Genomic DNA, 20096 nt, shown 5'->3' on the forward strand with positions numbered 1-20096 from the left:
GAACAAATAGCCCTTCCCCCACAACTTGATGTGCAATCCGCTAACCGGTCAGGCCGTGTCGCGGAAGGTTAGATTAACCCGCTAATTCCTCGCGAAGCGCGAAGAAAGGTGAGCAAGAATGATGCAACAATACACGTCCAACTCCTACCTGTTTGGTGGGAACGCCCCGTACGTTGAAGAACTGTACGAAGCGTATCTGAACAATCCAGGCTCCGTCCCAGACAACTGGCGCGCTTACTTCGACGCCATGCAGCACGTACCGGCAGTCGACGGCACCAACAAACCAGACGTGGCCCACGCTTCCGTCATCGCCTCCTTCGCCGAACGCGCGAAAGCCGGCCCAATCCGCACCGTGAGCGCCTCGGCCGACGCCGAAATGGGCCGCAAACGCGTTGCCGTTACCCAGCTGATCGCCGCTTACCGCTACCTGGGTTCCCGCTGGGCCAATCTGGACCCGCTGCAGCGCCAGGAACGTCCAAGCATTCCTGAGCTGGAGCCTAGCTTCTACGGCTTCACCGATGCCGACATGGACACCGTGTTCAACGTCAGCAACACCTATTTCGGCCCAGAGACCGCGACCCTGCGCGACCTGCTGAACTTCCTGCGCGACACCTACACCCGTTCGATCGGCGCAGAATACATGTACATCTCGGACCCAGCCGAAAAGCGCTGGCTGCAAGAGCGTCTGGAGTCGATCCGCTCGACCCCGACCTTCACCGCCGAGAAGAAAAAACACATCCTGGAGCGTCTGACCGCTGCAGAAGGCCTGGAACGCTACCTCCACACCAAGTATGTGGGTCAAAAACGATTTTCGCTGGAAGGCGGCGAGACCTTCATCGCGTCGATCGACGAGATCATCCAGCGCGCCGGTGAAAAAGGCGTGCAAGAGATCGTGATCGGTATGGCTCACCGCGGCCGTCTGAACGTGCTGGTCAACACCCTGGGCAAGGCGCCAAAAGACCTGTTCGAAGAATTCGAAGGCAAGCACGGCGACGACCTGCCAGCTGGTGACGTGAAATACCACCAAGGCTTCTCGTCGGACATCTCGACCGTTGGCGGTCCAGTTCACCTGTCGCTGGCGTTCAACCCATCGCACCTGGAAATCGTCAACCCAGTGGTTGAAGGTTCGGTCAAAGCCCGTATGGATCGCCGCGGCGACCCGGCAGGCAAGCAAGTTCTGCCAATTCTGGTCCACGGCGACGCCGCCTTCGCAGGCCAGGGCGTTGTGATGGAAACCCTGAATCTGGCGCAGACCCGTGGCTACGGCACCGGCGGTACCGTGCACATCGTCATCAACAACCAGATCGGTTTCACCACCTCCGACCCGCGCGATGCACGTTCGACCATCTACTGCTCGGACGTCGTCAAGATGATCGAAGCACCAGTGCTGCACGTGAACGCCGACGATCCTGAAGCCGCCGTGCTGGCATCGCAAATCGCGATGGACTACCGCGCGCAGTTCGGCAAGGACATCGTGGTTGACATCATCTGCTTCCGCAAACTGGGCCACAACGAGCAAGACACCCCGGCGCTGACCCAGCCGCTGATGTACAAGAAAATCGGCAAGCACCCAGGCACCCGCAAACTGTACGCGGACAAGCTGACCGCGCAAAACGTCATCCCAGCCGACGGCGGCGAGCAAATGCAAGCAGCCTACCGCGACGCCATGGATGCCGGTAAGCACACCGTGGATCCAGTCATCTCGAACTTCAAGAACAAGTACGCCGTTGACTGGCTGCCGTTCCTGAACAAGAAATGGACTGACGCTGCCGACACCGCTGTGCCGATGACCGAACTGAAACGTCTGGCCGGCCGCATCACCACCGTGCCGGAAGGCTTCAAGGTTCACTCGCTGGTTGAAAAAGTACTGGCCGACCGCGCTGCCATGGGCCGCGGCGAAATGAACCTGGACTGGGGCATGGGCGAACACCTGGGCTTCGCGTCGCTGGTATCGTCGGGCTACGCCATCCGCCTGACCGGTCAAGATGCCGGCCGCGGCACCTTCACCCACCGTCACGCCGTGCTGCACGACCAGAACCGCGAGCGTTGGGATGCCGGCACCTACGTGCCACTGCAAAACATCGCTGAAGGCCAGGCACCGTTCACCGTGATCGACTCCGTGCTGTCGGAAGAGGCAGTGCTGGGCTTCGAATACGGCTACTCGACCGCAGAACCTAACACCCTGACCATCTGGGAAGCCCAGTTCGGCGACTTCGTCAACGGCGCCCAAGTGGTAATCGACCAATTCATCAGCTCCGGCGAAGTGAAGTGGGGCCGCGCTTCCGGCCTGGTCATGATGCTGCCGCACGGCTACGAAGGCCAAGGCCCAGAGCACTCGTCGGCACGTCCAGAGCGCTTCCTGCAACTGTGCGCTGACAACAATATGCAAGTTGTGCAGCCGACCACTGCATCGCAGATCTTCCACGTTCTGCGTCGCCAGATGGTGCGCCAGTTCCGCAAGCCGCTGGTCATCATGACCCCGAAATCGCTGCTGCGTAACAAAGACGCAGGCTCGCCGCTGACCGAATTGGCCAAGGGCGCGTTCCAGACCGTGATCGGTGAAGTGGACGAGAAGATCGACGCCAAGAAAGTGAAACGCGTGATCGCTTGCTCGGGCAAGGTCTACTACGACCTGGTCAACGCACGCAAGACCCGCGGCCAGACCGATACCGCCATCGTGCGTATTGAGCAGCTGTATCCGTTCCCGCACAAAGCCTTCGCTGCCGAACTGAAAAAGTTCCCATCGCTGGCCGAAGTGGTGTGGGCGCAGGACGAACCGCAGAATCAGGGCCCATGGTTCCAGATTCAGCACAACCTCTTCGAGAGCATGGAAGCTGGCCAGCGCCTGGCCTACGCCGGCCGTCCAGCATCGGCATCGCCAGCCGTCGGTTACTACGACAAGCACTACGCTCAACAGAAAGAGCTGCTGGAAACCGCGTTCTCGAAGCTCAAGGGTTTCATCCTGACCAAGTAATCGTCGCACCACATTGAACGGAGCGCTCTGCTGCTACGCGGCGGGGCGCCGCAAAAACAAAATATACGGAGTTTTTTCATGGCACAAATCGAAGTCAAAGTTCCTCAGCTGTCGGAATCGGTCGCAGAAGCAACCATGCTGACCTGGCATAAAAAAATCGGCGACACCATCGCCCGCGACGAAAACCTGATCGATATCGAAACCGACAAAGTGGTTCTGGAACTGCCAGCACCGGCCGCCGGTACCCTGGTGCAGATCATCAAGGGCGACGGCAGCACCGTTGTTGCTGACGAAGTGATCGCGATTATCGATACCGAAGGTGGCGCTGCTGTTGCTGCCGCTCCAGCTGCTGCCGCTGCTCCAGCCGCCGCTGCACCTGCCGCTGCTGCTCCAGCAGCCGCTGCCGGTGGCAACAAAGGCGACGTGGCCATGCCAGCCGCCGCCAAGATCCTGTCGGAAAAAGGCCTGTCGGCTGGCGACGTTGCCGGTTCGGGCAAAGATGGCCGCGTGACCAAGGGCGACGCCCTGGCCGCTTCGGCTCCATCGACTCCAGCCGTTGCGCCACTGGCTGCTCCAGCTGCCAAGCCAGCACTGGCACAAGTTGCCGCTCCAGCCGCTGCCAACCTGGGCGACCGTCCAGAAGAGCGCGTGCCAATGAGCCGCCTGCGTGCCCGTATCGCTGAGCGCCTGGTGCAATCGCAATCGACCAACGCCATCCTGACCACCTTCAACGAAGTGAACATGGCTCCGGTCATGGACCTGCGCAACAAGTACAAAGACAAGTTCGAAAAAGAGCACGGCGTCAAGCTGGGCTTCATGTCGTTCTTCGTCAAAGCTGCTGTTGCCGCGCTGAAGAAATACCCAATCCTGAACGCTTCGGTTGATGGCAACGACATCGTCTACCACGGCTACTTCGACATCGGTATCGCTGTCGGTTCGCCACGCGGCCTGGTAGTGCCTATCCTGCGCAACGCCGACCAAATGTCGATCGCTGAAATCGAGAAGAAAATCGGCGAATTCGGCGCCAAAGCCAAGGAAGGCAAGCTGACCCTGGACGACCTGACCGGCGGTACCTTCTCGATCTCGAACGGCGGCACCTTCGGCTCGATGCTGTCGACCCCGATCATCAACCCACCACAATCGGCGATCCTGGGCGTGCACGCGACCAAAGACCGCGCCGTGGTTGAAAACGGCCAGATCGTTGTTCGTCCGATGAACTACCTGGCGATGTCCTACGACCACCGTATCATCGACGGCCGCGAAGCCGTGCTGGGCCTGGTGGCCATGAAGGAAGCGCTGGAAGATCCTGCACGCCTGCTGCTGGACCTGTAATTCTTGTTTGACTCCGGGCCCGTCTGGGCCCGGAGAATTCTCAAGAGGATCATGAATGAGCGTTGCTGAAGAGATCAAGCGTTTGCATGAACTGCACCAGGCCGGAGCGCTGTCGGATGAAGAGTTCGCGGCGGCCAAGGCCCGTTTGCTGAACAACGAAGCGCCATCCATCTCCAACGACATCACCCGTTTGCGCCGTTCGCGCAGCGACCGCTGGCTAGGCGGCGTGTGCGGCGGACTTGGCCGCATCACCGGTGTCGATTCCTGGATCTGGCGCTTGTTGTTCGTGCTGTTCGTGATCACGTTTGGCTTTGGCCTCGCGATATACATTCTGTTGTGGATCTTCGTTCCAGAAGACGAACTGATTGGAAATTAAAAAATGAGTAAACAATTTGACGTAGTAGTTATCGGCGCCGGTCCTGGCGGTTACATCGCCGCTATCCGCGCTGCACAGCTGGGTTTCTCGGTTGCTTGCGTAGACGCATGGGAAAATGAAAAGGGCGGCCCAGCACCGGGCGGCACTTGCACCAACGTCGGCTGCATCCCATCGAAAGCGCTGCTGCAATCGTCGGAACACTACGAGCACGCTGGTCACGCGTTCAAGGATCACGGCATTGATGTTGCCGGCCTGTCGCTGAACCTGCCGCAAATGCTCAAGCGCAAAGACAGCGTTGTGAAGCAAAACAACGACGGTATCCTGTTCCTGTTCAAGAAAAACAAAGTGACCTTCTTCCACGGCCGCGCCGCCTTCGCTGGCGCCGCTACCGCTGAAGGCTACCCGCTGGTGATCTCGGCGCCTGCCAACGAGAGCATCAGCGCCAAGCAAGTGATCATCGCCACCGGCTCCAACGCCCGCGCGCTGCCGGGTGCAGAGTTCGACGAGAAACTGATCCTGTCGAACGAAGGCGCACTGGCCATCGGCGACGTGCCGAAAAAGCTGGGCGTGATCGGCGCCGGCGTGATCGGCCTGGAAATGGGTTCGGTATGGCGTCGCCTGGGTGCGGAAGTGACCGTGCTGGAAGGCCTGCCAACCTTCCTGGGCGCTGTCGACGAGCAGATCGCCAAGGAAGCCAACAAGCTGTTCACCAAGCAAGGCCTGAGCATCAACCTGGGCTGCAAGATCAACAAAGTCACCAAGGGCGACAACAACGTCACCGTGGAATACGACAACGCCAAGGGCGAAGCCAACACCGCCGTGTTCGACAAGCTGATCGTCTCGATCGGCCGTACCCCGAACACCAACGGCCTGGCTGCTGACAAAGTGGGCCTGGCGCTGGACGAGCGCGGCTTCGTGGCCGTCGACGACGACTGCAAGACCAACCTGCCAGGCGTATGGGCAATTGGCGACGTGGTGCGCGGCCCGATGCTGGCGCACAAAGCGGAAGAAGAGGGCGTTGCCGTTGCCGAGCGCATGGCTGGCCAGCACGGTCACACCAACTTCGCGACCATCCCTTGGGTGATCTACACCTCGCCGGAAATCGCGTGGGTAGGCCGCACCGAACAGCAACTGAAGGCCGACGGCGTAGCGTACAAGGCCGGCACCTTCCCATTCCTGGCCAACGGCCGCGCACGCGCGCTGGGCGATACCTCGGGCATGGTCAAGTTCCTGGCTGACGCGACCACCGACGAAATCCTGGGCGTGCACATCATCGGCCCGATGGCTTCGGAACTGATTTCGGAAGCCGTGGTGGCAATGGAGTTCAAGGCATCGGCTGAAGACATCGCGCGTATCTGCCACGCTCACCCATCGCTGTCGGAAGCAACCAAAGAAGCAGCGCTGGCTATCGACAAGCGTACGCTGAACTTCTAAGCTCGTTTGAGCTGAAGTAAGGGCGGGCCGTCATGGCCCGCCATTTTTGTTTGTGCAGATTGAATACTATGAACGTCCAAGAGTACTACCACAACGCGCTGTCGCAGCGCGGCTACAAGCCCGACGAGGCCCAGCAGCGCGCCATCACCCGTCTGCAGCAATGCTACGACGAATGGGTGGAGTACAAGGGCCAGCGTTCCAGCACCTTCAAGCGCCTGATCAACCGCCCGGCGGTGCCGAAGGGCGTGTATATGTGGGGCGGCGTGGGCCGTGGCAAGTCGTTCTTGATGGACAGCTTCTTCTCGGTGGTGCCGCTGGTGCGCAAGACGCGCCTGCACTTCCACGAATTCATGCGCGACGTGCACCGCCAGCTGGACGAGCTGCGCGGCGTGGCTGACCCGCTCGATGAAGTGGCCAAGCGCGTCGCCAAAAAGTACCGTTTGATCTGTTTCGACGAATTCCACATCTCGGACGTGGCCGACGCCATGATCATGTACAACCTGCTGAAGGCGCTGTTCGATAATGGCGTGTCCTTCATCATGACCTCGAACTACGATCCGAACCTGCTGTACCCGGACGGCCTGCACCGCGACCGCATCCTGCCGACCATCGCGCTGCTGTACGAAAAGCTGGACGTGATGAACATCGACGCCGGCATCGACTACCGCGGCCGCGCGCTGGAGCAGGTCGAGGCCTACTACACGCCGCTCAACGCCGAGACCGACAAGGCGCTGCGCGACGCCTACGCCAGCGTGGCCGAAACCGCCGACGAAGACCCGGTGATCCGCATCGAGGCGCGCGAAATCCGCGCCCTGCGCCGCGCCGGCACCATCATCTGGTTCGACTTCAACACCCTGTGCGGCGGCCCGCGCTCGCAGAACGATTATCTGGAAATCGCCAGCCGTTTCCATACCGTGATATTGTCCGGTGTACCGATGATGTCGGCGGCGATGTCGTCGGAAGCGCGCCGCTTCACCTGGCTGATTGACGTGTTCTACGACCAGGGCGTGAAACTGCTGATGTCGGCCGAAGTGGAGCCGGAAGAGCTGTACACCACCGGCGCCATGGCCAACGAATTCCACCGCACCGTGTCGCGCATCGTCGAGATGCAGTCGCAGGAATACATGAACCGGCAGCAGCGCGGCGCGGCCGCATCGCTGTCGTAATTGGATTAGAAAATGAAAGCACTGATCGCATTGCTGGGCGCGCTGGTTGTCAACGCGCAGGCGCAGAACGTCACCTCGGTCGAGCAGGCCAACGCCGCCTTGATCAAGGTGGCCCAGGATCGCGCCGCCGTCCACGAGGAATTCGCTGCCAGCGAGCGCGAATGCTCGACCAAGTTCTTCGTCAACAACTGCCTGGACAAGGCCAAGGAAAAACGCCGCGTGGCGCTGGCCGCCTTGCGCGCCACTGAGGTCGACGCGCAGCATTTCAAGCGTGCCGACTCGGTCGCCAAGCGCGATGCCGATCTGGCCGAACGCGCCCGCAAGGATGCGGAGGAGGCCGCGCTGCGCGCCGCCCAGCCGCCGAAGCCGCCGCACGAAGAAAAGGAGCCGCCGAAGGCACCGACCGGCCCGCGCGTGGCCGACCGCGAAGCCGAGCATGAAGCCAAGCTCAAGCGCTTGGAACAGGAAGCTGCCGCCGGCGCCGCCAAGCGCGCCGCCAATGTCGAAGCGTTCGAGAAGAAAAAAGCCGAATCCGAGCGCCGCCAGGCCGAAGTCGAACGCCGCAAAGCGGAAAACGCCGCCAAGGCGGAAAAAGCTGCCGCGCGCGCTGAAGCCGACAAGAAAAAGGCCGAGGCCCAGCCGGCGCCGGCCAAGTAATTACACGGCCCGGCGCATCTTCTCGACGGTGTAGCCGGGCGCCTCCTGCGGCGGGGCGACCAGCTTGATGATCGCCATCGAGCAATTATCGCCTTTGCCCTGCGCCCGTTCGCCGGCCTTGCCGATCAGGCGTTCGGCCGCTAGTCTTGGCGTGTTGCGCGCCACCGCCGCCGCCAATTCTTCGGGGCGGAACAACTGCCACAAGCCGTCCGAGCACAGCATTAGCGCATCGCCGGCCTGCAAGCCCTCGTGGTGGCCGACCGTAATGAATGGTTCCTTCAAACTATTGCCCAGCACGTTGTTGAGCAGGCGCGAGCCGCGATGTTTCCTGGCCGCTTCCGGCGGCAGCTTGTCGTGATTGGTGAGGTGTTCGACGTAGGCGCTGTCATTGGTGCGCATGGCGCAGCTTTCGCCGCTGAAACGGTAGATGCGGGCGTCGCCGACGTGGGCCCAGACGGCTTGCGCTTGCGGCGTCAGCACCAGCAGGGCGACCGCGCTTTGCGGCTCGGCCGTGGCCGACAGCGGATTCATGGTGATCACCTGGTGCACCTCTTGCGCGATATTGCGCAGCAGTTCTTGCAGGCGGGGCAGGTTGGCGGTGTCGCCGACGCGGTACTCGTCGAACAAGTGCTTGCTGGTCAACAGCACCTGGTCGGCGGCGATGGGGCTGTGATTGCCGTCGGCCAGCACTGCCATCACGTAGCCCGGGGCTTGGGCGGCCGTGTACAGGGCCACCCGGTCGTTTTGTTGTGACCGGCTGCCGATGTGCTGGGCGGTTCCGGCCTCGATTTTATAGGCGCTCATAGTCGGTACTGTATCCTGAACGGCGGGTGAGCGATCATTCTGTTGGCGGCTGACGCGCCGTAGATTAAACTATGCACCGTGTCGCAGTTCGTGCGCAACGGGTTCGCAACGTCGGTGTTGTTCCAGTGAAACTATTTGATTGAAAAATATGGCTGATGTACAAGATATCCAACGTCGTTTAATCGAACTTGACGTCGAACACCGCGATCTGGACGCGGTAATCGATATGCTCACGCTGGACGGACACCACGACCAACTGCAACTGCGCCGCTTGAAGAAGCGCAAACTGCAGCTGAAAGACCACATTACTCTGCTGAAAATGCAACTTGTGCCTGACGTTCCGGCGTAACGCACACTACTTATTTTGACCGAACACCTGCCACCCGCGCCTGACGCCATCCCTGCCGTTATCGGCGCCACACCTGAACAGCCTCCCGGCAAGTACGATTCCGAGGTCGAGCGCCTGTTTGGGGCTGGCGGGCCGCTGGGGCCGGCCGTGGGCGACTTTCGCCCGCGCCGCTCGCAGACCGAGATGGCCAAGGCGATTGCTTCGGCCATCGCCTCGCAAACTACGCTGATTGCCGAGGCGGGCACGGGTACGGGTAAAACTTTTGCGTATCTGGTGCCGGCGCTGATGTGGGGCGGCAAAACCATCGTCTCGACCGGAACCAAGAACTTGCAGGATCAATTGTTCCTGCGCGACATCCCGACCGTGCGCGCGGCTTTGCAGGCGCCGGTGTCGGTGGCGCTGCTGAAAGGGCGCTCGAATTATCTGTGCCACTACCATCTGGAGCGTACGCTGCAGAACGGCCGCATGACCTCGCGTGACGACGTCGGCTACCTGCGCGAAATCTCGCGTTTCCTGAAAATGACCAAGACCGGCGACAAGGCCGAGCTGGCGCGGGTGCCGGAAAATGCGCTGATCTGGAATCTGGTGACCTCGACCCGCGACAATTGCATGGGCACGGAATGCCAGTACTACCAGGACTGCTTCGTCATGAAGGCGCGCAAGGAAGCGCAGCAGGCGGACGTGGTGGTGGTCAACCACCACCTGTTCTTCGCCGACGTGGCGCTGAAGGATTCCGGGATTACCGAGTTGCTGCCGTCGGCCAACACGATTATCTTCGACGAGGCGCACCAGCTGCCGGATACCGCCACCTTGTTCTTCGGCGACACGTTCTCCACCTCGCAGGTGCTGGAACTGTGCCGCGACGTGCTGGCCGAGGGCTTGTCGAACGCGCGCGATGGCGCCGACTGGGGCAAGGTTGTTACCGTGGTCGAAAAAGCCGCGCGCGACCTGCGCCTGACTTTCCCGCAGGACATCGTGCGCCTGTCCCTGCCGCAAATCGCGCCGTCGAGCGACTTCTTCCCGGCGCTGGAAACGTTGAAAGACGAGCTGGACGGCATGATGGAAGTGCTGGAAAAGCAAGCCGAACGGGCGGAAACGCTGGAACAATGCCGCCAGCGCGGTGTTGACCTCGTGGGCCGGCTGGCTGCCTGGAAATTCGATCCGAAAGCCAAGGTCGCCAAGGGCGAGGAAGCCGTGTTCTGGGTCGAGGCCTATGCTTCATCCTTGCAGCTGCACAAGACGCCGCTGTCGATTGCGCCGATCTTCAACGGCCAGCGCGAAGGCGTGCCGCGCAGCTGGATCTTCACCTCGGCAACGCTGGCGGTGAAGAACGACTTCAGCCATTTCTCCGAGCAAATGGGCTTGGGCAACGAGCCATCGATGTCATGGCCGAGTCCGTTCAATTACGAGGAGCAGGGCATTTTGTACGTGCCGACCGGCTTGCCGGATCCGAATTCCTTCGGCTACACGGACGCCGTGCTGGATCTCGCGCTGCCGGTGATCGAGGCAGCGGGCGGGAAAACTTTCCTTTTGTGCACGACTTTGCGCGCCGTGAAGCGTGCGGCCGAGCGCTTGCGCGATGAATTTGAGAAGCGCAACCTGCCATTCCCGCTGTTCGTGCAGGGCGATAAAGGCCGCACCGAGCTGCTGGATCAGTTCCGTAAAGCTGGGAATGGCGTGCTGATCGGCTCGCAAAGCTTCTGGGAAGGTGTCGACGTGCGCGGCGATGCGCTGTCTTTAGTGATTATCGACAAGCTTCCGTTTGCGCCGCCCGATGATCCGGTGCTGGCGGCACGCATCGAAGTAATGGAAAAACAGGGCAAAAACGGCTTCATGAGCCACACCCTGCCTGAAGCAATCATCAATCTGAAGCAGGGCGCCGGCCGCCTGATCCGCGACGAAAAAGACCGCGGCGTGCTGATGCTGTGCGATCCTCGGGTGATTTCCAAGCCCTACGGCAAGCGGATTTGGCAAAGCCTGCCGTCCTTCAAACGTACCCGGGAGCAAGAAGTAGTGATCGAATTCTTCAAAAATAAGAATTCCGATCAGTAACTTTCGGTAGTGAAACCCCACTGCCAGAGGGGTCTGACCCCGTACGGGGTCAGACCCCGCAGCATATCGCCGTGCGGGGTGAAAGCATGCTCAACAATCACTTTGTGGCAACACTACAATCTTGCCGGTAACCCGTCGCGACGCCATATCGTTTAGGGCTTGGGGCGCTTCTTCGAGTCTGTAGCGTCCCGAAATGTGCGGCTTGATTTTGCCTTCATGCAACCATTGCAAGAGCTGGCGCATATTGGCCGCGTTGCCTTTTGGATCACGCTTGGTGAACTCGCCCCAAAAGACGCCCATCAATGACGCACCTTTGAGCAGGGTCAAATTGAGCGGCATTTTCGGGATGTCGCCGTTGGCGAATCCCACCACCAGGTGACGTCCTCCCCACGCAATTGAACGGAATGCCGGCTCGGTATATTCGCCGCCGACCGGGTCGTAAATAACGTCCGGGCCTTTGCCGCCGGTGGCCGCCTTGACCGCCTCGCGCAAATCTTCCTTGCTGTAGTTGATCAGCACGTCGGCGCCGTGCTGTCGGCACACTTCCAGCTTCTCGTCGCTCGAAGCACAAGCAATAATGCGGGCTCCAAGGGCTTTTCCGATCTCAATCGCCGCCAGGCCTACCCCTCCGGCTGCGCCAAGAATTAGCATGTTCTCACTATTTTCTAGCTTGGCACGGTTCACAATCGCGTGATACGAGGTGCCGTAGGTGAGGGTGATGGCTGCCGCAGTCTCGAAATCCATACCCGGTGGCATCGGGATCAGGGCTTGTAAGGGAGCTAACAATTGCTGCCCAAAACCACCGGTCGGAACAAAGGCGATGACTTTGTCGCCAGCTTTAAAAGTTGTCACATCAGCAGCAACCGAGCGGATGATGCCGGCCACTTCGCTGCCGGGAACGAAGGGCAGTTCGGGCTTGAACTGATACTTTCCTTGCACGATTAATACGTCCGGGAAGTTCACCCCGGCGGCTTGTACATCGATTACTACCTGTCCTGGGGCGGGTTCCAGATCTTGCAATTCTTTCACTTTTAGCGTGTCCGGCAATCCCCACGCTTCGCATACGACAGCTTTCATGTGCGTCTCCTTGATTATAAAAAAAGTACGGTCGTTATATTTTTATCTTACCTGAAACTGCCAGCCGTTTGCGCAAACTTCGGTCTGGCGCACGTTTGTGCTAGCTCAAAGTCTCTGCATTAAGGCTTGTTAGAGTTGGTTAAACGCAGGGAGGATGTCATGACTATCCGTCACGGCTGCTTTTTCAGTTATGCACATGGCCAGCATGCTTACATGAGCAAATTCAAGGACGACCTGGTCGATGCCTTGAAGTGCTATCTCGAACCCCACTTTGATAATGAAGAGGAGCTATTTGTTGATAGCGAGCAACTCGGGGGCGGGGACGACCTCGACGAGAAGATCGCGCGCGCCTTGTGCGAAAGCGTCTGCATGATTGCTATTTATACACCAAAGTACGAGGCCCACGGCTACACCCGCCGCGAGTTTGCAGCCATGCAACTTATCGAGCACGAGCGCAAACAGTGGTACACGCTGCCCAGCCACCTGATCATCCCCGTCATCATGACCCGCCACCCGAACGGTCTGCCGCCGCAAATTGCCGGGCCGGGCATGTACGTGGATTTCTCGCGCTATACGCTGGCCAGCGGCGACTTGAAAACCAATCCAGAGTTTCTGCCGGACATAGAAAAAATCGTCCACCGCATTGCCGAGCATTACCACTGTCTAAAACATAGCACGCCGCCGGGGCACGATTGCGGTCGTTTCGTGATGCCGGAAATCCCGCCCGAATGGCGCGTCATTCCTCCTCCACATTTCCCACGATAAAGGTTTGCCATGGAACTCAATCCATTGACCCTGCCGCCGCTCAGCACCAGCGGTGAAGTGATTACTTTCTATTCTTATAAAGGTGGGACGGGGCGCACGATGGCGCTGTCTAATATAGCAGTGCTGCTGGCGCGCCAGCAGAACGCCACCACGCCGGTGCTGATGATCGACTGGGATTTGGAGGCGCCGGGGCTGCACCACTATTTTCCCGACCAGCATCAGGAGGCCAAACCCGGCGTGCTGGAATTATTCGAGGCCTGCCGCGAGCGGCTGCAACGCCCGCGCAGCGGCGGCGCGGCGGTGGACGACGAAGCGCTGGCGCACGAGGTGCTGGAGGCTGTTGGCTGGGAGCAATATGTCAGCCGGGTCGATCAAAGCAGCCAGCTCTACCTGATGCGCGCCGGCCGCTGCGACGACAGCTACGGCGAGCGCCTGGCCGCGCTGCGCTGGGAAGACTTGTTCTACACCTGCCCAGCCTTGTTCCGCTGCTTTGCCGACCGGCTGTCGCGCCACTTCCGCTACGTGCTGGTCGACTCGCGCACCGGCCGCAGCGACAGCGCCGGCATCTGCACGACCTTGCTGCCGCGCAAGCTGGTGGTAGTGTTCACGCCAAACCGGCAGAGCCTGGAGGGCGTGCAAGCGCTGGTCACCCGCGCCACCACTTACCGCCGCAGCCACGAAGATGAGCAGCGGCCGCTGCTGGTCTATCCCCTGCCATCGCGCATAGAGATGGGCGACAGCATCCAGCGCTCCCATTGGCGGCGCGGCGACGAGCGCCAGCACATTCTCGGCTATCAGCCCAGTTTTGAAGAGTTGATCCGCGACTGCTACGGCATGCAGAAAGTCTCGCTGGAAAGCTATTTCGACGAGGTGCAGCTGCAGCAGACCCGCACCTTTGCCTATGGCGAACAAGTGGCGGTGCGGCTCGACCAGGGCGGCGACCGCTTCTCGCTGACGCGTACTTTCGAGGCCTTCCTCGCGTGGCTGGCGCCCGGCTATTTCCCGTGGCAGTCCCACCGCGAAATCCACTTGCTGACCTCGATCAATGAGGCGCGCCGCCTGGTGTCGGAAGGGGGCGGCGCGGCGCGGGCAGTGCCGCAACCGTTGGCGCGCGACCTCAACCAGTTGGGCGATTTATACCGGCGCGAGGGCAAGCTGCGCCAGGCGCTGGCCTGTTTCGAGGAAAGCCTCGCCTTGCGCCAGCGCAGTTTGGGCGAGGATCACCCTGACACTTTGGCCAGCAAGACCAGCATGGCCGCCGCGCTGCGCCAGCAGGGCAAGCTGGAGGAGGCGCAATTTCTCGAGGAATGCGTGGTCGACGCGCGCGAGCGCCAGCTGGGCTCCGAGCATTTCGATACGCTGGCGGCGCGTAGCAACCTCGCTGTCACCATGGGGCAGCAAGGCCGGCTGGCCGAGGCGCTGGCGGTGCAAGACGCCGTCATCGATACTTATATGAAGCTGCTCGGCGCCGACCATCTGGTAACCCTGTCCGCCAAGGCCGCCCGCGCCGAGTTGCTGCTGCAACGCGGCGACGCCGAACACGCCCGCAGCGTGCAAGAGCAAGTCCTCGCCGCGCGCAAGCGCTTGCTGGGCGCCGAGCATGCCGACACGCTGCGCAGCAAGGCCGCGCTGGCCCGCACTTTGTTGCATATGGAGGAATTGGAGGCCGCCCGCAGCCTGCTGGAAGCGGTGCTGCACGCCCACCTGCGGCGGCTGGGGCCGGATCACCCGGAAACCCGCCGCGCCCGCGAACAGTTGTTGGACGTGCAACTGCAACTGGGCGTGCCGGCCGGCGAATTGCCGCCCATGCACGAGCTGCACCAGAACGCGTCCATGGATGATTATGGCGATGCCCTGGTGCGCTCGGCCGGGCGAGGGCGGCCGCAGAATTCAGCCAACGGCCTCTGGTCGCGCAGCGCGGATGAATTGCTGGCGCTGGAGCTGCACCTGGCCACGCCGCACACGCCGTCTCGTTGATAAAAATTAATATGTTTTCCGCGCGGTTGCTATGCGCAGCAAGGGCATTGCTTCGGGTAAAATCTCCTGCATGAGAATCCTGATAAGCAATGACGACGGCTACTTGGCGCCAGGTATCAATGCCTTGGCCGAGGCGCTCGCGCCCATCGCGGAGATCGTGGTGGTGGCGCCGGACAGCAACCGTTCGGGCGCATCGAACTCCCTGTCGCTGGACCGGCCGCTGTCGGTGCAGCGCGCCGCCAATGGCTTTTACTTCGTCAACGGCACGCCCAGCGATTGCGTGCACGTGGCGCTCACAGCGATACTCGACTACAGGCCGGATCTGGTGGTGTCCGGCATCAACAACGGCCCCAATATGGGCGATGACACGCTGTACTCCGGCACCGTGGCCGCCGCCACCGAAGGATTCCTGTTCGGCATTCCCGCCATCGCCTTTTCCCAGGGCGCCTACGGCTGGGAGCACATCGACGATGCCGCCCGCCACGCGCGCGACCTGATCCAGCGCTACTACGAGGCGCTGCCGCGACCCTGTCTGTGGAACGTGAATATACCGAATCGTCCTTATGAGCAACTTAACGCCGTGGCGGCAACCCGGCTGGGCCGGCGCCACCAGTCCGAGCCGGTGATCAAGGCCAAGGATCCGCGCGGCAAGGATATCTACTGGATCGGCCCGCCGGGGGCGTGCAAGGATGCGGGCGAGGGCACGGACTTCCATGCCGTGGCCGCTGGTAAGACCTCGATCACCCCGCTGCAAATCGACCTCACCCACACCTCCCAACTCAGTGCATTGGCAAAGGCCTTGGCATGACCGAAAAAAACCGTACCTTTCCTTTGCCGCTGTCCTCGGTAGTAGACAAGGGGGCCAAAAAGGCAACGGTATTCGCGCCGGTGGCAACACCGCAAACTGCTACGCAAAACGCTGCGCGCCACGCGCCGCCCCTGTATCCCGCCCCGCGCCCGGTGGCGGCGCCGTCCAAATCCCATAGTTACGCCATGGAGCGCGCCCAGCCGGCGCCGGCCGCCGCGCCGCGCTCCAATCCGCTGGTGTCGGACGCCGTGCGGCGCGCCATGGTGCAGCGGATTGCCAAGCAGGGCGTCAAGGATCAAGTGGTACTGGGCGCGATGGACACGGTGCCGCGCCATATGTTCATGGACGAAGGGCTGGCGCCGCAAGCCTACGTCGACGCCTCGCTGCCGATCGGCCACCACCAAACTATTTCCCAGCCCTACATCGTCGCCCGCATGATCGAGGTGATGCGCAACGGCGGCCAGCTCAAGCGCGTGCTGGAGATCGGCACCGGCTGCGGCTACCAGGCGGCGGTGCTGTCTTGCGTGGCGCAGGAGGTGTATTCGATTGAGCGCATCAAGCCGCTGCACGAGCTGGCCAAGGCCAATCTGCGGCCGCTGCGGGTACCGAATCTGCGTTTGCACTACGGAGATGGTATGCTTGGGCTGCCGCAAGCGGCTCCATTTGACGGTATCATTCTGGCCGCGGCCGGGCTGGAAGTGCCGCAAGCCTTGCTGGAGCAACTGACCATCGGCGGCCGTTTGGTCGCGCCGGTGGGCGCGCGCTCGCAGCACTTGGAACTGATTACGCGCATCGGCAAGACGGAATGGGCCAGCCAGACGCTGGAAGATTGCCATTTCGTGCCGCTGCGCCCGGGCGTGGTGTAACGCCCGAACCACTAGACACGACAATGAGAATGACGAATAAAAGCAAACTGCTCGTAATGAGTTTTGCGCTCGCTTTATTGAGCGCCTGCGGTACCACTCCTAATCAAGCCCCGGTCGTCGACCGTACCATTCCACCGCCGGTCAAGCCGGCCACTCCGAGCGAAACGGCGCAAGTGGCGCGCGATGAGCGCGGCCTGTACACCGTGAAAAAAGGCGACACCCTGATCCGCATTGCGCTGGAATTCGGCCAAAACTACCGCGATCTGGTGGCCTGGAACAATCTGTCCAACCCGAACGACATCAAGGTCGACCAGGTGCTGCGCGTGCTGCCGCCGGAGAGCAACGGCGTGGAAACTGCCGCCATCGTCATGCCGCCGTCCGATAAAACGCCGGTCACCCCGCCGGTTGCCAAGAAAACCGGTCCGAAAGGCGAGAAGAAACCGTACACCGACGCCAATCTGGCCGAATTGCAGCGCGCCGACAACGGCAAGGACGCTGCCCCGGCAGCAACCACGCCTGCACCGGCCGTGGCCGCCGTCACCCGCCCATCGACGCCGGCGCCTGCCGTGCCGGCCGCCCCGGCGCTGGCCGCCGACGACGCCAGCCTGAGCTGGGTGTGGCCGGCTGACGGCAAGGTCGTGGCTACTTTCGACGAAGGCAAGAACAAGGGCGTGGATATCTCCGGCAAGGCTGGCCAGCAAGTCGTGGCGGCCGGCGCAGGAAAAGTGATGTATGCCGGTAGCGGCATCCGCGGATATGGTAATCTCGTTATTGTGAAGCACAGTAATAATTTGTTGTCGGCCTACGCGCACAACCGGACCATCCTGGTCAAGGAAGGGCAGAGCGTAAGCAAGGGACAAATGATTGCGGAAATGGGTGACTCGGATACCGACTCCGTCAAGCTGCACTTTGAAATACGGCAGCAGGGCAAACCGGTAGACCCGTCCCGATTCCTGCCTAACCGCTAGCTGAACCATGACATCTACCCCGCGCGATCAGATAGACGATGATGCACTCCCGGATGACTTCCGGGACGAGGGGAGTGATGATGTCATCACCGACGGCGCCGACGACGCCGACCTGCCCGAAGCCGGCGCGGTACTCGAAAGCGTCGATGAACTGAAAAAAGTGCTGGCCGCCGAGCTGTCCACCGACACCACCCAGCACTACCTGAACCAGATCGGCACCCGCCCGCTCTTAACCGCGCAGCAGGAAGTCCACTACGCCACCCTGGCCAAGGCCGGCGATTTCAGCGCGCGCCAGACCATGATCGAGCACAACCTGCGGCTGGTGGTGTCGATCGCCAAGCATTACATCAACCGCGGCGTGGTGCTGCTCGACATGATCGAGGAAGGCAACATCGGCCTGATGCGCGCCATCGACAAGTTCGAGCCCGAGCGCGGCTTCCGTTTTTCAACCTACGCCACCTGGTGGATACGCCAGAGCATCGAGCGCGCCATCATGAACCAGGCACGCACGGTGCGCCTGCCGGTGCACATGGTGCGCGAGCTGAACCAGATCCTGCGCGGCAAATACCACCTCGAAGCCCAGCACCACAACGGCAAGGATGCCACCGCCGAGGACATCGCCGAGCTGGTCGGCCGTCCGGTGGAAGAGGTGCAAGATATTTTGGCGCTGTCCGAGCACGCCACCTCGCTCGATGCGCCACTGGACAACGATCCGCAATCGTCGCTGATGGACATGCTGCCCGGCGATGCCGACGATAGTCCCGACGCCCGCGCCGAACACCACGAAATGACGGTGCTGGTGCGCGACTGGCTGACCAAGCTGCCGGACAAGCAGCGCATCGTTATCATGCGCCGCTTCGGTCTCGACAACGACGACCCGGCCACGCTGGAAACGCTGGCCGAGGAAATGGGCGTCACCCGCGAACGGGTGCGCCAGATCCAGCAGGAGGCGCTGGTCAAGCTCAAGCGGGCGATGGCTGCGCGCGGCGTCGTCCGCGATTCCCTGCTGTAGTCCCTTCCCATTCTGCTATCATATCGGCCCGGCATATGTGCCGACGCCTTCCTTTTGCCATTCAATATTGAACGCTATGCAAGAAAATACCATCGACATCAAATCGCTCGACATGGACGCCCGCGGCGTCGGCCACATGCAAGACAATGAAGACGGCACGCCGGGTAAAGTGGTGTTCGTGGAAGGCGCCTTGCCGGGCGAGCGCGTCAGCTTTGAGACCTTCAAGAAGAAAAAGAACTGGGAGGCGGCGCGCATGACCGCGCTGCACCGCGAATCGGCCATGCGCGTCAAGCCGAAGTGCGAGCACTTCGACTACTGCGGCGGCTGCTCCATGCAGCACATCGAGCCGAGCGCGCAGGTGGCGATCAAGCAGCGCGTGCTGGAAGATAACCTGTGGCACATCGGCAAAGTCACGGCCGACAACATCATGCGCCCGATGTACGGCCCGACCTGGGGCTACCGCTACCGCGCGCGCCTGTCGGTGCGCTGGGTCGAGAAGAAGGGCACGGTGCTGGTCGGCTTCAAAGAGAAGAAATCGATCTTCGTGGCCGATATCAAGAGCTGCCAGATCTTGCCGAAGCACGTGTCGGACATGTTCATGCCGCTGCGTGCGCTGATCGGCTCGCTGTCGCTGTACAACCAGATTCCGCAAATCGAGCTGGCGATTGGTGAAGACGTCACCGTGCTGGTGCTGCGCATCATGGACGCGCTGACCGCCGACGACGAAACCAAGATCAAGGCCTTCGCCGACCAGTACAAAGTCCAGTTCTGGCTGCAAACCAAGGGCCCGGAAACGGCCGCGCCGTTCTACCCGCTGGAGCCGCAGCTGCACTACCTGCTGCCCGAATACGGCGTACGCATGCCGTTCAAGCCGGTCGACTTCACCCAGGTGAACCACCACATCAACCGCGTGCTGGTGCACAAGGCGCTGCGCCTGCTGGATGTGCAGCCGCAAGACCGCGTGGCCGACCTGTTCTGCGGCCTCGGCAACTTCACCTTGCCGCTGGCGACCCTGGCGCGCGAAGTGGTCGGCATCGAAGGCAGCCAGGCGCTGACCGACCGTTCGCTGAGCAACGCCAAGGCCAACGGCCTGGATAGCAAGACCACCTTCTACAACCGCAACCTGTTCGAGGTAACGCCGCAAGACCTGATCGACCTCGGCAAGTTCGACCGCATGCTGATCGACCCGCCGCGCGACGGCGCGATGGAACTGTCGCTGGCGCTGGGCGAACTGCGCAAGACCAACCCGGAGTTCCTGCCGAAGCGCATCGTCTACGTCTCGTGCAGCCCATCGACCCTGGCGCGCGACGCCAACGTGCTGGTCAACGTGGCCGGCTACAAGCTCGACAAAGCCGGCGTGGTCAACATGTTCCCGCACACCTCGCACGTCGAATCGATGGCCGTGTTCGACTTGGTCTAAAGTGGTTTTCTTCTAATGTTATTGACTTTGCAGGAGGCGTGCGCAACACTGGGCTGATT

17 protein-coding genes are annotated in these 20096 nt (G+C 61.4%); 15 read left to right on the top strand and 2 right to left on the bottom strand.

The features are described 5' to 3' along the window. Positions 1-118 precede the first annotated feature (118 nt). The 6 genes from GTP45_RS05515 to GTP45_RS05540 all read left to right on the top strand — a co-directional run bounded on the left by GTP45_RS05515 (position 119) and on the right by GTP45_RS05540 (position 7939). A complete protein-coding gene (locus tag GTP45_RS05515) occupies positions 119-2974 on the top strand; it encodes a 2-oxoglutarate dehydrogenase E1 component (RefSeq protein ID WP_161012890.1) in 2856 nt (951 codons plus the stop codon). Positions 2975-3052: 78 nt separating this feature from the next. Further along, positions 3053-4306, top strand: coding sequence for a 2-oxoglutarate dehydrogenase complex dihydrolipoyllysine-residue succinyltransferase (gene odhB, locus GTP45_RS05520; protein ID WP_161012891.1), 1254 nt, complete (start codon positions 3053-3055; stop codon positions 4304-4306). Between the two features lie 55 nt (positions 4307-4361). Further along, a complete protein-coding gene (locus GTP45_RS05525) occupies positions 4362-4682 on the top strand; it encodes a PspC domain-containing protein (RefSeq protein ID WP_161012892.1) in 321 nt (106 codons plus the stop codon). A 3-nt stretch (positions 4683-4685) separates the two neighbouring features. After that, positions 4686-6116 carry a dihydrolipoyl dehydrogenase gene (gene lpdA, locus GTP45_RS05530; RefSeq protein ID WP_161012893.1) on the top strand — a complete coding sequence of 477 codons (1431 nt, stop codon included), beginning with the start codon at positions 4686-4688 and terminating at the stop codon, positions 6114-6116. A gap of 68 nt (positions 6117-6184) precedes the next feature. Continuing rightward, on the top strand, positions 6185-7282 hold the full coding sequence (gene zapE / locus GTP45_RS05535) for a cell division protein ZapE (RefSeq protein WP_161012894.1): 1098 nt from the start codon (positions 6185-6187) through the stop codon (positions 7280-7282). Between the two features lie 12 nt (positions 7283-7294). Continuing rightward, positions 7295-7939 carry a hypothetical protein gene (locus tag GTP45_RS05540; protein ID WP_161012895.1) on the top strand — a complete coding sequence of 215 codons (645 nt, stop codon included), beginning with the start codon at positions 7295-7297 and terminating at the stop codon, positions 7937-7939. Here the strand turns inward: GTP45_RS05540 and GTP45_RS05545 are convergent, their stop codons facing one another. Next, the gene (locus GTP45_RS05545; protein ID WP_161012896.1) at positions 7940-8743 is read right to left on the bottom strand and encodes a PP2C family protein-serine/threonine phosphatase; all 804 of its coding nucleotides are present in this window, start codon (positions 8741-8743) and stop codon (positions 7940-7942) included. It lies immediately after the preceding gene. 148 nt (positions 8744-8891) lie between these two features. Here GTP45_RS05545 and GTP45_RS05550 point away from each other — a divergent pair, with 148 nt between their 5' ends. Together GTP45_RS05550 and yoaA are read left to right on the top strand one after the other, a co-directional pair. Further along, positions 8892-9092 carry a YdcH family protein gene (locus GTP45_RS05550; protein ID WP_092273701.1) on the top strand — a complete coding sequence of 67 codons (201 nt, stop codon included), beginning with the start codon at positions 8892-8894 and terminating at the stop codon, positions 9090-9092. 15 nt (positions 9093-9107) lie between these two features. Further along, positions 9108-11144, top strand: coding sequence for a DNA repair helicase YoaA (gene yoaA / locus GTP45_RS05555; protein WP_161012897.1), 2037 nt, complete (start codon positions 9108-9110; stop codon positions 11142-11144). Between the two features lie 90 nt (positions 11145-11234). Here the strand turns inward: yoaA and GTP45_RS05560 are convergent, their stop codons facing one another. Then, positions 11235-12221 carry an NADPH:quinone oxidoreductase family protein gene (locus GTP45_RS05560; protein WP_161012898.1) on the bottom strand — a complete coding sequence of 329 codons (987 nt, stop codon included), beginning with the start codon at positions 12219-12221 and terminating at the stop codon, positions 11235-11237. A gap of 159 nt (positions 12222-12380) precedes the next feature. Between GTP45_RS05560 and GTP45_RS05565 the strand changes: the two genes are divergently transcribed. The 7 genes from GTP45_RS05565 to rlmD all read left to right on the top strand — a co-directional run bounded on the left by GTP45_RS05565 (position 12381) and on the right by rlmD (position 20037). Then, positions 12381-12986, top strand: coding sequence for a toll/interleukin-1 receptor domain-containing protein (locus tag GTP45_RS05565; RefSeq protein ID WP_161012899.1), 606 nt, complete (start codon positions 12381-12383; stop codon positions 12984-12986). A gap of 9 nt (positions 12987-12995) precedes the next feature. After that, entirely contained in the window at positions 12996-14963 is a 1968-nt protein-coding gene (locus GTP45_RS05570; RefSeq protein WP_161012900.1) for a KGGVGR-motif variant AAA ATPase, read from the top strand. Positions 14964-15033: 70 nt separating this feature from the next. Next, positions 15034-15771: a 5'/3'-nucleotidase SurE gene (gene surE, locus GTP45_RS05575; protein WP_161012901.1), complete on the top strand. Its 738-nt coding sequence runs from the start codon at positions 15034-15036 to the stop codon at positions 15769-15771. Next, entirely contained in the window at positions 15768-16637 is an 870-nt protein-coding gene (locus GTP45_RS05580; RefSeq protein ID WP_161012902.1) for a protein-L-isoaspartate(D-aspartate) O-methyltransferase, read from the top strand. The genes surE and GTP45_RS05580 overlap by 4 nt, the downstream gene beginning before the upstream one ends. Before the next feature lie 29 nt (positions 16638-16666). Then, the gene (locus tag GTP45_RS05585) at positions 16667-17605 is read left to right on the top strand and encodes a peptidoglycan DD-metalloendopeptidase family protein (RefSeq protein WP_161012903.1); all 939 of its coding nucleotides are present in this window, start codon (positions 16667-16669) and stop codon (positions 17603-17605) included. 7 nt (positions 17606-17612) lie between these two features. Continuing rightward, the gene (gene rpoS / locus GTP45_RS05590) at positions 17613-18617 is read left to right on the top strand and encodes an RNA polymerase sigma factor RpoS (RefSeq protein ID WP_161012904.1); all 1005 of its coding nucleotides are present in this window, start codon (positions 17613-17615) and stop codon (positions 18615-18617) included. A gap of 76 nt (positions 18618-18693) precedes the next feature. Then, complete coding sequence (gene rlmD / locus GTP45_RS05595) at positions 18694-20037, top strand: 23S rRNA (uracil(1939)-C(5))-methyltransferase RlmD (protein ID WP_161012905.1); 1344 nt, start codon at positions 18694-18696, stop codon at positions 20035-20037. The last annotated feature ends 59 nt before the right edge of the window (positions 20038-20096 follow it).

Origin of the sequence: Duganella rivi (assembly GCF_009857435.1) — a bacterium.
Taxonomy (GTDB): domain Bacteria; phylum Pseudomonadota; class Gammaproteobacteria; order Burkholderiales; family Burkholderiaceae_D; genus Rugamonas; species Rugamonas rivi.